General features: G+C 49.4%; 14 protein-coding genes. 13 read left to right on the forward strand and 1 reads right to left on the reverse strand.

Annotated features, from left to right (window positions below; translation table 11 throughout):
- The first annotated feature begins 270 nt into the window (after nucleotides 1–270).
- The 4 genes from rplU to proB all read left to right on the forward strand — a co-directional run bounded on the left by rplU (nucleotide 271) and on the right by proB (nucleotide 3,373).
- The gene (gene rplU / locus F5971_RS11375; protein WP_036512105.1) at nucleotides 271–582 is read left to right on the forward strand and encodes a 50S ribosomal protein L21; all 312 of its coding nucleotides are present in this window, start codon (nucleotides 271–273) and stop codon (nucleotides 580–582) included.
- Between the two features lie 45 nt (nucleotides 583–627).
- A complete protein-coding gene (rpmA, locus tag F5971_RS11380) occupies nucleotides 628–885 on the forward strand; it encodes a 50S ribosomal protein L27 (RefSeq protein WP_036512107.1) in 258 nt (85 codons plus the stop codon).
- A 155-nt stretch (nucleotides 886–1,040) separates the two neighbouring features.
- A complete protein-coding gene (cgtA, locus tag F5971_RS11385; protein ID WP_193495031.1) occupies nucleotides 1,041–2,234 on the forward strand; it encodes an Obg family GTPase CgtA in 1,194 nt (397 codons plus the stop codon).
- A 14-nt stretch (nucleotides 2,235–2,248) separates the two neighbouring features.
- Nucleotides 2,249–3,373: a glutamate 5-kinase gene (gene proB, locus F5971_RS11390; RefSeq protein WP_081763858.1), complete on the forward strand. Its 1,125-nt coding sequence runs from the start codon at nucleotides 2,249–2,251 to the stop codon at nucleotides 3,371–3,373.
- A gap of 137 nt (nucleotides 3,374–3,510) precedes the next feature.
- Here the strand turns inward: proB and rpsT are convergent, their stop codons facing one another.
- Nucleotides 3,511–3,774: a 30S ribosomal protein S20 gene (gene rpsT, locus F5971_RS11395; RefSeq protein WP_036512113.1), complete on the reverse strand. Its 264-nt coding sequence runs from the start codon at nucleotides 3,772–3,774 to the stop codon at nucleotides 3,511–3,513.
- A gap of 304 nt (nucleotides 3,775–4,078) precedes the next feature.
- On the opposite strand from rpsT, the gene murJ reads away from it, so the two are divergent.
- From murJ to F5971_RS11440, 9 genes are all read left to right on the forward strand, one after another.
- Nucleotides 4,079–5,578, forward strand: coding sequence for a murein biosynthesis integral membrane protein MurJ (gene murJ, locus F5971_RS11400; RefSeq protein ID WP_237748638.1), 1,500 nt, complete (start codon nucleotides 4,079–4,081; stop codon nucleotides 5,576–5,578).
- Nucleotides 5,579–5,656: 78 nt separating this feature from the next.
- Nucleotides 5,657–6,619, forward strand: coding sequence for a bifunctional riboflavin kinase/FAD synthetase (gene ribF, locus F5971_RS11405; protein ID WP_036512118.1), 963 nt, complete (start codon nucleotides 5,657–5,659; stop codon nucleotides 6,617–6,619).
- Nucleotides 6,616–9,432: an isoleucine--tRNA ligase gene (gene ileS / locus F5971_RS11410; RefSeq protein WP_036512120.1), complete on the forward strand. Its 2,817-nt coding sequence runs from the start codon at nucleotides 6,616–6,618 to the stop codon at nucleotides 9,430–9,432. The genes ribF and ileS overlap by 4 nt, the downstream gene beginning before the upstream one ends.
- A 14-nt stretch (nucleotides 9,433–9,446) precedes the next feature.
- The gene (gene lspA, locus F5971_RS11415; protein ID WP_036512122.1) at nucleotides 9,447–9,974 is read left to right on the forward strand and encodes a signal peptidase II; all 528 of its coding nucleotides are present in this window, start codon (nucleotides 9,447–9,449) and stop codon (nucleotides 9,972–9,974) included.
- Nucleotides 9,971–10,417 carry an FKBP-type peptidyl-prolyl cis-trans isomerase gene (locus F5971_RS11420; RefSeq protein WP_036512125.1) on the forward strand — a complete coding sequence of 149 codons (447 nt, stop codon included), beginning with the start codon at nucleotides 9,971–9,973 and terminating at the stop codon, nucleotides 10,415–10,417. The genes lspA and F5971_RS11420 overlap by 4 nt, the downstream gene beginning before the upstream one ends.
- A 103-nt stretch (nucleotides 10,418–10,520) precedes the next feature.
- A complete protein-coding gene (locus F5971_RS11425; protein WP_036512127.1) occupies nucleotides 10,521–10,946 on the forward strand; it encodes a type IV pilus modification PilV family protein in 426 nt (141 codons plus the stop codon).
- Nucleotides 10,946–11,473: a prepilin-type N-terminal cleavage/methylation domain-containing protein gene (locus tag F5971_RS11430; protein WP_036512129.1), complete on the forward strand. Its 528-nt coding sequence runs from the start codon at nucleotides 10,946–10,948 to the stop codon at nucleotides 11,471–11,473. The genes F5971_RS11425 and F5971_RS11430 overlap by 1 nt, the downstream gene beginning before the upstream one ends.
- Nucleotides 11,474–11,490: 17 nt before the next feature.
- Nucleotides 11,491–11,940 carry a pilus assembly PilX family protein gene (locus F5971_RS11435; protein WP_036512132.1) on the forward strand — a complete coding sequence of 150 codons (450 nt, stop codon included), beginning with the start codon at nucleotides 11,491–11,493 and terminating at the stop codon, nucleotides 11,938–11,940.
- The gene (locus F5971_RS11440; protein WP_051514488.1) at nucleotides 11,937–12,461 is read left to right on the forward strand and encodes a GspH/FimT family protein; all 525 of its coding nucleotides are present in this window, start codon (nucleotides 11,937–11,939) and stop codon (nucleotides 12,459–12,461) included. The genes F5971_RS11435 and F5971_RS11440 overlap by 4 nt, the downstream gene beginning before the upstream one ends.
- Nucleotides 12,462–12,532: the final 71 nt, after the last annotated feature.

Here is a 12,532-nt window from a genome sequence, read left to right on the forward strand (position 1 = left end):
TTCAATCGATGTCAGGGTGCTTTTTTAACGCAAAATGAGGCTCGGTTGCCCTGAAATAGCGGGTTTATTGGCTTGAACCGTATTTCCTAAATCTGTATAATCTCCGCCCCTGAGCCTGTCCAAATAACGCTCCCTATCATATGGTACCCGAGCCAAACACACCTTTATCTCATTTAGTTGAGTTGGTAAGGTGTTTAATGTCTTGATTTGTATGCCATTAGAAATAGGTTTCGTCCTAGTAGCCGGACAGTGCATAACTTGGAGAAGAAAATGTTCGCAGTAATTGTTAGCGGCGGTAAGCAGTACCGTGTGCAGGAAGGCCAAACGATTAAGTTAGAAAAATTGCCAGCTGAGCAAGGCGCAAGTGTCACTTTTGACCGCGTATTGTTGGTTAGTAATGGTGATAACGTAACAGTAGGTGCGCCTGTTGTTGAAGGTGCTAAAGTCTCTGCTGAGGTTGTTGGGCATGGTCGTGGTGAGAAAGTGACCATCATCAAATTCCGTCGCCGTAAGCATCACATGAAGCGTCAGGGCCACCGTCAGTGGTTTACTGAAGTTAAGATTACCGGTATCAGTGCCTGATTTCAGGTGTGATTTGATCCGACAACTGAATAGGAGATAGATACAATGGCTCATAAGAAGGCGGGTGGTTCCACGCGTAACGGCCGTGACTCACAGGCGAAACGTCTTGGCGTTAAGCGTTTTGGTGGTCAAGTGGTATTGGCGGGCAACATTCTGGTTCGTCAGCGTGGTACTAAGTTCCATGCAGGTCCAAACGTCGGTTTGGGCAAAGATCATACTCTTTTTGCAACAGCGGATGGTGTGGTTAAGTTTGTCGTTAAAGGTCCTCAGAAGCGTAAGTACGTGACTGTAGTGCCAGCATAAGCGGCCAGTGGTTTTGTGAAAAAAGCTCCGCTTAGCGGGGCTTTTTTTATATGCGTTTATGGATGTTGGTGCGTCAATGTTGTCATAAGGATGTGGATAGTCCGTTGGCGGGTGAGTTGCCCATTTTGGGTTTAAATCCTTTGGGAGGAAAAAAGATGAAATTTGTCGATGAAGCAACGATTACCGTAGAAGCGGGCAAGGGTGGAAACGGCTGTATGAGCTTTCGGCGTGAAAAATTCATCCCGAAGGGTGGACCTGATGGGGGTGATGGAGGTGATGGAGGATCGGTATGGGTTGAGGCGGACGAGAGTCTCAATACGCTGATCGATTATCGCTTTACCCGCCGATACAATGCGCAGAATGGGCAGCCGGGTCGTGGTGCAAATTGCACAGGTAGTAAGGGTGAAGAGTTGGTGCTTAAGGTTCCGGTGGGTACCACAGTGGTTGATGTGGACACGGATGAAGTGCTGGCGGATTTAACCTATATCGGCCAAAGAGAGAAAGTGGCGCAAGGTGGCTTCCATGGGCTGGGGAATACCCGTTATAAGAGCAGTGTAAATCGGAGTCCGACTCAGACAACAAAAGGATCTCCGGGTGAGTTGCGTAATTTGCGTTTGGAATTGAAAGTTCTTGCAGATGTAGGGTTGTTGGGATTACCGAATGCAGGTAAGTCTACGTTCATTCGCTCTGTGTCTGCGGCTCGTCCGAAAGTGGCGGATTATCCCTTTACGACCTTGGTTCCAAATTTGGGTGTCGTTCGAACAGAAGCGCATCGAAGCTTTGTGGTTGCCGATATACCGGGAATCATTGAAGGTGCGGCTGAGGGGGCGGGCTTAGGGATACGCTTTTTGAAGCACTTGGCGCGTAATCGGGTGTTGTTGCATTTGGTGGATATGGCGCCATGGGATGAGCAGTCTCCAGCAGAATCGGCTAAGGTGGCGGTGCGTGAGTTAACGCGCTTTAGTGCGACGCTTGCGCAGCAGCCACGTTGGTTGGTGTTGAATAAGTTGGATTTGCTGCCTGAAGATGAGCGTGAGTCGGCGTGTCAGGCTGTTGTTGATGCGTTGGATTGGCAGGGACCTGTTTATTCTATTTCAGCGTTGAATAAAATGGGTTTGCAGGCGTTGGTGCATGATTTGCAGGACTTCTTGGATGCGCGAGTTGCCGCGATTGCTGAAAATCCAGCCTTGTTGGATGAAGAGCAAGCCACGCGTGCAATTATTGATCATGAGGCGCGAGTGAATCTCGAGCGCTTGCGTCAAGAGATGCGTGCGAAGCGCGAAGAAGCTGATTGGGATGATGATTTCGACGACGATGATTACGATGTCGAAGTGGAATATGTTCGTTGACGGAGACGCTAAAGTTGAGCTCAGGTCGTAATAGGTTGGCAAAAAAAGGCCGTTGGGTCGTCAAGATCGGCAGTGCATTGCTGACAGATGATGGAAAGGGATTGGATCAAAAGGCGATAGCGCTTTGGGTTGATCAGTTGGTTCGCTTGCGGGCAGAAGGTACGGAGATTGTTCTCGTGTCCTCTGGAGCGGTTGCCGAAGGTATGACGCGCTTGGGTTGGAAGGATCGCCCGTCGGAGGTGTATCGTCTGCAGGCTGCTGCTGCTGTGGGTCAGATGGGCTTGGTGCAGGCTTGGGAGGCGCAGTTTATGCGCCACGGTATCCATACGGCGCAAGTGTTGCTGACGCATGATGATCTTTCAAATCGTAAACGTTATTTGAATGCGCGCTCAACTTTGCGAACGCTGATTGAATTGGGTGTTGTCGCTGTCATTAATGAGAATGATACGGTTATCACCAGTGAAATCCGCTTTGGTGATAACGATACCCTGGGTGCGTTGGTTGCAAATGCGGTCGAGGCGGATGCGCTGATTTTGCTAACGGATCAGAAGGGCTTGTTTGATGCGGATCCGCGTCATAATCCCGATGCGCAGATGATCTCTGAAGCGCGTGCTGAGGAGGAGCGTGTTCTGGCTGTTGCTGGGGATGGCGGTAAGCTTGGGCGGGGTGGTATGGCCACAAAGGTGCGTGCGGCTCGCTTGGCGGCTCGCTCTGGAGCTGTAACGGTGATTGCCAGTGGGCGTGAGCCTGAAGTGTTGGTGAGGTTGAAGTCGGGAGAGGCATTAGGGACGTTGTTGACGCCTGATAGAGGGCCTGTTGCGGCGCGTAAGCAGTGGATTGCAGGGCATTTGCAGGCGCGTGGAACCTTGGTGGTGGATGCGGGGGCGGTGTCTGCGCTGACGTCTTCGGGGCGGAGTTTGTTGCCGGCGGGAGTGGTTGATGTGAGTGGTGATTTTTCTCGAGGAGAAATGGTGGTGGTTGCTGATGAGACCGGGGCGGTAATTGCTCGGGGGTTGGTAAACTATGGCGCTGATGATGCGCGAAGGATTGCCGGTAAGCCTACTCGAGATATCGAATCAATTTTGGGTTTTGTGGGTGAGGCTGAGCTCATTCATCGTGACAATATGGTGTTGGCTTAAGATTGCTTGCGTGATCGTGTTTTGCAGGGTTGCGCAGCATTGTTTCGTGTTATGTGTGTATTTGCATTTATGTGGTTATGAATAAGACGCAAAAAAACCGGCCTTGGCCGGTTTTTTAGTATTCAGCGTTGTGCATCTTAAGCCAAGGCTTTGATTTTCGCACTCAGGCGGCTCTTATGACGAGCAACCTTATTTTTGTGGAAAATGCCTTTGCTAACAGAGCTGTCCAGGATAGGCTGGGCAGTTTTGAAAGCTTCTTCAGCAGCGGCTTTGTCACCACTGTCGAGGGCTTTGATGATTTTTTTCAAATAAGTACGCGCCATGGAGCGCAGGCTAGCGTTTTGCTGACGACGCTTCTCCGCCTGGCGAGCACGTTTACGGGATCCTGCGGAATTAGCCACAGTCTGGCTCCTTTAAACATTAGGTTGATCAAAAATACGGCGGTAAGAAGTGCCGAAAATCAGACGCGAAATTATTCATGTAAACGGCTTGGATGTCAACCCATGAGTGCAATAGAAATTAAAATTCTTGCTAGGAGTCCGTCACAAACATCGTTATCATCTGCCATTTATAGGGCAGTCACGTAAGGTTGGGCCTTTGGGCTTTTCAACGGCGTTATATTAACAGATTCTGGGCAGGAAGAAATTGGAAAACAAGGAAAAAGCTAAAGTGGGACTGTTGCGTGCCAGTGGGCTTGTCGGTTTGATGACATTGCTGTCTCGTGTGATGGGGTTGGTCAGAGATGTTGTGGTTGCCAATTACTTTGGTGCCAGTGGTCATGCGGACGCGTTTTTTGTTGCGTTTAAAATTCCCAATTTTTTACGACGCTTATTTGCAGAAGGTGCTTTTGCGCAAGCGTTCGTGCCCGTGTTGTCTGAATACCGAACTCAGCGAGACCATTCGGCTGTTCAGTTTTTGATTAATCGAGTGGCGGGCAGTTTGGGGATGATTCTGCTGCTGTTGAGTCTAGTGGCAATGATGGCTGCTCCGGTTTTGGCTGCCGTCTTTGCGCCAGGGTTCTATTTGGCCCAAGATGAACGCTTTCCGTTAGCGGCTGACATGCTGCGGATTACGTTTCCCTATTTGATGCTGATTTCCTTAACGGCCTTTTGTGGTGCTATTTTGAACAGTTACGAGCGTTTTGCTGTGCCTGCTTTCACGCCAGTGCTACTGAATGTGTGTTTGATCGGGTCTGCGTTGTGGTTAAGTCCCTTCTTTGACCCCCCCGTGCTAGCATTGGCTTGGGGTGTGTTTCTCGCCGGTGTCATGCAGCTCTTGTTTCAGTTGCCGTTTTTAGCCCGGATTCGTTTGTTGCCAAGGCCTCAGCTGGGTTGGCAGGATGAGGGTGTAAAGCGCATTATGACGTTGATGGTTCCTGCGCTCTTTGGCGTGTCGGTGGCACAAATTAATCTGTTACTGGATACAGTGCTGGCCTCTTTTTTACAAACGGGCAGTGTGTCGTGGTTGTACTATTCAGATCGTCTGGTTGAATTGCCCTTAGGGGTGTTTGGTATCGCCATCGCAACGGTGATTCTTCCAGCCTTGTCACGCAATCATGCGGCAAAAAGTGATGAAACCTTTGCGCGGACGTTGGACTGGGCTGTGCGCATGATTTTGTTAATTGGCTTGCCTGCCGCGCTGGCCTTGTTTGTCTTGGCTGAGCCTTTGATTACGACGTTATTTCATTACGGGCAAATGACGGATCGAGATGTGCTAATGGCCTCCATGAGTTTGCGCGCCTATGCTGTTGGGCTCTTGGCATTCATGCTGATTAAAGTGCTGGCAACCGGGTATTTTTCACGGCAAGACATGAAAACACCTGTACGAATTGCCATATGGTCAATGGTTGCCAATATGCTATTCAATTTGATGCTTGTTTGGTCTTTTGACCATGTGGGGCTTGCGTTGGCAACGTCACTGTCGGCCTTCCTGAATGCAGGTATGTTATTGATGGGTCTAATTAAAGCAGGTGTATTTCGTTGGCAGCCCGGCTGGTTAACCGTTGGCGTGCGTATGATGCTGGCAAATAGTGTTATGTTGGCAGGGCTTTTGTACTGGGTGGGTTCGGCAGACGTTTGGCTAGACGCAGACTTATGGGACCGAGTTTTCAAGCTCACCGCTCTAGTGGTATTAGGTGCTGGTTTGTATGGAGTGGTTCTGCTGGTCGCCGGCTTGCGTCTGCGGGATTTGCGGGCTCAGGTTTAGCGTAGTGCAGGGCTGATAAAGTGATTGCATTTACGCTATAATTCGTCCCTTAGATTTTTTATATTGAAGCGTGTGCATATGGAATTAATTCGAGGGTTACACAATCTGCGGGATAAACATCGTGGTTGCGTTGCGACGATTGGTAATTTTGATGGCGTTCATTTAGGCCATCAAAAAGTCCTCGATCAAGTCAAAGAACAGGCCCAGTTGCATAATCTGCCGAGTGTTGTGATTATTTTTGAACCGCAGCCGCGTGAGTTTTTTGCAGGCAATGATGCTCCCCCACGCTTGACACGCTTCGATGAAAAAGTGCGCTTGCTCGAAAAGCAAGGCGTGGATCGCGTATTATGCTTAACCTTTAACAGTCGACTCAGGGCGATGTCTGCTCAAGCATTTGTCGATGAACTCTTGCTAAATGGTTTGAAGGTCAAACACTTTGTTGTGGGAGATGATTTCCGTTTTGGCTGTGATCGCTCAGGGGATTACACCATGCTTGAAGCGGCGGGGCATGCGCATGGCTTTAGTGTTGAGCATACCCACACCTTCGAAATAGAGGATCAGCGTGTTAGTAGTACCCGCATCCGAGAGTCCTTGATGCGAGGCGACTTTGAGCTCAGTGAACGTTTGTTAGGTCGCCCCTATACGGTCACAGGGCGTGTGGTTCATGGACAAAAACTTGGTCGCCAATTAGGTGTACCAACCGCCAATGTTCGTATGCACCGGTTTCGATGCCCTTTGCAGGGTGTGTATACCGTATTGGCGCGAGTGCAAGGCCGAGACTATCCCGCCATTTGCAATGTGGGCATGCGGCCAACGGTCAATGGACGCTTGCCTGTGCTTGAGGCCCATTTGTTTGATATCGATCAGCAGCTTTATGGGCAGTTGATGCAGGTGCGTTTTTTGCACTTCCTTCGCCCTGAAAAGCGCTTTGATGGGCTTGATGCCCTCAAAACACAAATTAATTTTGATCTAGATCTGGCCCGTGAATGGTTTGCGCTGCAAGCCGGGGCTAAACCCATCTCCGGAAGCGAACAGATATGACTGATTATAAACCGACACTGAACTTGCCTGAAACAGAGTTCCCGATGCGTGGTAACTTGCCTCAACGTGAACCCGAGCGCTTGGCACGCTGGTCTGAAATGGACCTCTATGCAAAATTGCGCGCTGAAGGTCAAGGTCGTCCAAAGTTCATCCTGCACGATGGCCCTCCGTATGCCAATGGCAGTATTCATATTGGACATGCGGTGAATAAAGTCATCAAGGATATGATTGTAAAATCTAAAACACTCAGTGGTTTCGATGCGCCCTATGTCCCAGGTTGGGATTGCCATGGCTTGCCGATCGAACACAAAGTGGAAACGATGATTGGTCGTGCTGGCGATAAAGTGCCTTACCGTGATTTCCGTCAGAAGTGCCGTGAATATGCCAGTGAACAAGTGGCTGGGCAAAAGGCTGACTTCATTCGTTTGGGGGTGATCGGTGATTGGGACAACCCGTACTTAACAATGAACTTTGAGACTGAAGCCAATATTGTGCGTGCGTTAGGGCGCATCATTGAGAACGGCCATTTGGTCAAGGGGTACAAGCCCGTTTATTGGAGCGTTGTCGGTCAGTCAGCCTTGGCTGAAGCAGAGGTGGAGTATCAAGAAAAAACATCCACCGCGATTGATGTGCGCTTCACCTTCGTTGATCAAGCATCTACTGTGGATTTATTTGCTTCAGACGCGGGTGAAGGGTCGGTATCTCTTGTCATCTGGACAACGACGCCTTGGACCATCCCTGCGAACCAAGCGGTATCCTTGAACGCGGAATTGGACTATGCCTTGGTTGATGTTGCCATTAATCAAGGCCGTGAACGTCTGGTGCTTGCTGCTGACATGGTGGACGACATCATGGCACGTTGGGGTATTCAGCAGTTTACAGTGTTAGGCCGTTGTTCCGGGCAAGCGCTCGAAGGGCGTTTGTTGCACCACCCACTGTTTGCGCGTGAGGTCCCCGTCATTTTGGGCGATCATGTGACGACTGATGCGGGTACAGGCGCTGTGCATACAGCCCCTGATCATGGTATGGAAGACTTTGTGGTCGGTCAGGCCTATGGTCTTGAAACACTCAATTTAGTGCAAGCCAATGGCACCTACACTGAGGGTGCGGGTGAGTTTGCTGGGTTGCATGTGTACAAAGCCGATGAGCCGATCACCGATGCCCTAACACGCGAAGGCAAGCTGGTGCACTTGAAAAAGTTCCAACACAGCTATCCGCATTGCTGGCGCACAAAAACGCCATTGATCTATCGAGCGACGCCCCAGTGGTTTATTTCAATGGATGATAAACACCTAAGACGTGATGCCTTAGAGGCCATCAAAGGTGTGCAGTGGTTCCCGGATTGGGGGCAGGCACGTATCGAGGGTATGTTTGAACAGAGCCCAGATTGGTGTGTATCACGTCAACGGACCTGGGGTGTCCCGATCACCGTGTTTACACACAAGCAAACGGGTGAGCTGCACCCGGATACGTTGACACTGCTTGAGCAAGTGGCTGAAAAAATTGAGCTTGAAGGTATAGATGCTTGGTTCGAACTGGATGCACAAGCGCTATTGGGGGCCGATGCCGAGCAGTACGATAAAGTGACTGATACGCTGGATGTGTGGTTTGATTCGGGTGTCACTCACCATTCTGTTTTACGCAAGCGAGAAGAGTTAACCTTTCCAGCCGACATGTATTTAGAAGGATCGGATCAGCATCGTGGCTGGTTCCAGTCGTCCTTAAAAACATCGATTGCCATTAATGGTGTGGCACCTTACAAACAAGTCTTGACGCACGGTTTTGTGGTCGATGAGAAGGGCTACAAAATGTCTAAGTCCTTGGGGAATGTGATCGCACCCCAGGAAGTAACAGACAGCATGGGTGCAGATATTTTGCGTTTATGGGTAGCTGCGACGGATTACTCGGGAGAAATGGCCGTTTCTAAGCAAATTTTGCAGCGGACATCGGATGCCTATCGTCGTATACGCAATACCGCTCGTTTCTTGATGGCGAATTTAAATGGCTTTAATCCTGACAGCGACCTGGTTGCGCCTCAGTATATGTTGGCGCTTGATCGCTGGGCGGTTGATGCAACCGCTCGTTTACAAGAGAAAATTTGTGCCGCGTATGAACATTACCGTTTCTTGGAGGTCTATCAACTGGTGCACAACTTCTGTGTACAAGAGTTAGGTGGTTTTTACCTTGATATTATCAAGGACCGTCAATACACCACGCAAGGAGAGAGTTTGCCACGCCGTTCATGTCAAACGGCGCTGTACCACATAGCAGAGGCGCTGACTCGCTGGATTGCACCTATCTTAAGCTTCACAGCGGAAGAAATTTATGAAGTGTTGCCGGGTGAACGTCGTGAGAGCGTGCTATTGACCACTTGGTACGATGGCTTATTCCGTCTAGACGATACCGTCGAAATGAATGATGCCTACTGGCAGCAAATTATGGCTGTCAAAGATGCCGTTAATAAGTGTCTTGAAGAGGCCCGTAATGAAAAGTTAGTCAAGGCATCGCTTGCGACAGAGGTGGTGTTGTATGTGGATGACAGGTTACAGCAACTGTTATCGAAGCTCGACAATGAGTTGCGCTTCGTCCTCATCACGTCGTCGGCGCAGTTGCAATCCATTGAGGATGCAGTTGATGCACGCTCAACGGACCTTGCGGGTCTAAAAGTCCAGATCAAAGCGTCTGAGCAACCTAAGTGTACACGTTGCTGGCATCATCGTGAGGATGTCGGTCAGCATGAAGAGCATCCAGAGCTCTGTGGTCGCTGTGTTGACAATGTCGTGGGTGCTGGTGAAGTGCGTCACTTTGCTTAAAACAGGAACGGGCTGTGACTGATGTAAACAACTCAACCAGCGCTTTGCGCTGGTTATGGATAACGGTGTTAGTGATTGTATTGGATTTAGGCACCAAATACTGGGCCGATGCGGCATTGATCTATGCGCAGCCTGTACCAATTCTGCCTTTTTTCGACTTAACCTTGCTTTACAACTACGGCGCGGCATTTAGCTTCTTGGCCGGTGCTGGAGGATGGCAGCGTTGGTTTTTTGCAGGGATCGCGATCGGCATGAGCGTCTTCCTCTTGGTCTGGCTAAAGCGGACGCCCGCGCAAGAGTGGTGGATGCGTTTAGCACTCGCTTTGGTGTTAGGGGGAGCTCTAGGAAACCTGTATGACCGTATCATTCATGGGTATGTTGTTGACTTTATTTCGTTGCATTATGGTGGCTGGTACTTCCCAGCCTTCAATCTTGCCGACACAGCGATCACTTTAGGTGCATTGTTGTTGATCATTGATATGTTGTTTTTGGCAGAACGTCGGAAATTGATGACATCGTCGTCTGAAGAGGGTTTAAAATGAGTGAGTATGTCATCGGTGAGGGTACAGAGGTTACCTTACACTTTGCAATTAAGCTGCAAGACGGTCAGGTGGTCGACTCGAATTTTGCGTCGCAGCCTGCACGATTTGTTTTTGGGGATGGCAATTTACCCGATGGTTTTGAACAAGCACTGGTTGGCTTGAAGGTGGGGGATCATATGGATTTGACGATCGCGCCGGAGCGCGGATTTGGGATGCATAACCCATCCAATATCCAAGTGATGCCGCGCAGTCAGTTTTCGAGTTTGACCCTGGAGCCAGGCTTGGTTGTCTCATTTCAGGAGCCAGGCGGAGAGGTGCCGGGTGTGATTACTGAGTTTGATGATTCGAAAGTGACGGTTGATTTTAATCACCCTTTAGCGGGCCAGACCTTACTGTTTGAAGTCAAAGTGTTGGATGTTCAACCCTGTACACCGTCTTCTTGATGCATCTAGAGGGCTTGAAAATCTTTGGCGCTTTGTCTAAGGTTAATCACGATTAAGAAGCAAGGATTCGCTTCTTTCTTTCATAAATCAAGGATGATTCAAAATGTCTATTTTCATTGCGTCGTTTAGACGCTTCCCGCAGCGTCTCTCTATTGCCGCCTTGCCCAAGGCAAGATCTCCTCAACGCGGTTTAGGTTTACTTGAGGTCATGTTGGCGTTGGCTTTGCTGAGCACTGGCTGCTTGGTAATTACCCATTTTCAATTAGCCTCGCTTGGGACCAGCTTGAACCGCTATCACATGACACGCGCACAGGTGTACTTATCCGACTTGAATGAGTCATTGTGGGCTGCACGATGCCACCCAAACCTACACTATACTCAGATTGTCGATCAGTGGTTGGAGGCGACCGTCACACAGGACTTGTTTGAGACGATTAATACACGTGCCAATGCTCAAGGCCTGTGGATACGTGCTCAACGCCAAGGTGAGTCCTTAGTCTTACCGATTGAGTGGGCGGAGTGCTCCTGATGAAGCAACACGGATTTACCTTGACCGAACTGTTGCTTTCCTTGGTGTTAGGGAGTTTTATCCTGCTGATGGTGAGTCTTTTGCTAGTTTCGTCCACACAGACGTGGCGTTACCAACAGCTGATTGATCGTGATCAAGAAGCCTTGCGTTTTGTTGTGGAGCGACTGCGCAGCAGTGTGCGTCAGGCACAAGGAGTGGAGCTGACCAGTAATGAGTTTGAGTTGTTTTTGACCTTGCAGAGCGGTGAGGGGGCTCGAAACTGCTTGGGTCAGTTGCAGTCAGAAAATCAGATATATCACGAGCATTATGCAGTGGAGCAAGATCAGCTTAGATGCAACGGCCAAGCCTTAATACAGGGCATCACCTCACTTAACTTTGCCTATGTGCATTCAGAATCTCTAGAGGATCTCTCGAAGATTGAGAGTGTGCCCAGTTGTTGTGATCCCATAGTGATGGTGTTGTTTGATCTAGACTTGATGTGGAGTGAGGGGCATCGATTTACAGCAACGTTAAGAGAATTCCCATAAGCACAGGGAGGTGTGATATGCGACGAATGAAGCAAGAAGGAACCGTGCTGTTAATGGTGTTAGTGTTCATTAGCATGATATCGATGGTTGTCATGGGATCGGCTCAGCAGGCGCAGCTTCAGCAGCGAATGAGCGTGTCAGCCCGTTTTCATCAGGATGCATTGATTGCCATTCAGCTGGGGGTTGCAGAATTGGTGCGTCAATATCCGGAGATTATGCAGAATGGCATCAATGTAGCAACGGACTCTATTCGATATGAATGGCCGTCAGATGAGTATAACGCTGTATTTTTCTCAGAGATTGATTACACCCAGGTTGAAGTTCTCGGGTCTAAACTACGCTTTGTTATCCAGGGCGGAGTGATCACCCACGAGCGTGCGGAAGTACTTAAGCAGGTTCGAGTGACTTTAGATCAGAAGAACCCGCAAAACGTGATTGTCGTTCGCGACTGGTTGGAGCTGATATGAGTGCCTTCAGGATGCGGGGGTACACGTTGCTTGAGCTGATGGTGACACTGTTGTTGCTAGCCATTTTGTTACTGCAGGGAGTGCCTGCATTTTCAGATATGTCGGAAAAGATGAGGCAAGAAACAAGGGCATTGGATTTAGTGTCGCTCTTGTCCTATGCCAGAATACAAGCTGTGACACATCGACAATCGGTCACCCTATGCCGAACGTTGAATGGATTAGAATGTGTGGGGCACGAGATCAATGGTGGCTCTGAATGGTTCGGCGTATTGGTTTTTATTGATACTCATCAGAGTCGTCAATATGACCCCTTGAATGACGAAGTCTTAAGGGTCCATTTTTTCTCGGGAAATGGGCAGGTTCTTTGGAATCGGGGTGATAGTCTGACGTATCAAGCGGATGGAACGGTGACGGGGTATTCGAATGGCACGTTTCGAGTGCGCTCAGTCAATCAAGACAAGGGCTATAATTTAGTTATCTCCTTGGCGGGTCGTGTTCGGCGTGAGTCCGTAGGTTATTGACACAAGTCTGGGATAGGTGAGTCAAGGTCTGGCTCTGGGCAGATAAACCATGCAAAATAGCGAGTGTATTT

Origin of the sequence: Nitrincola alkalisediminis, assembly GCF_009821115.1 — a bacterium.
GTDB classification, from domain to species: domain Bacteria; phylum Pseudomonadota; class Gammaproteobacteria; order Pseudomonadales; family Balneatricaceae; genus Nitrincola; species Nitrincola alkalisediminis.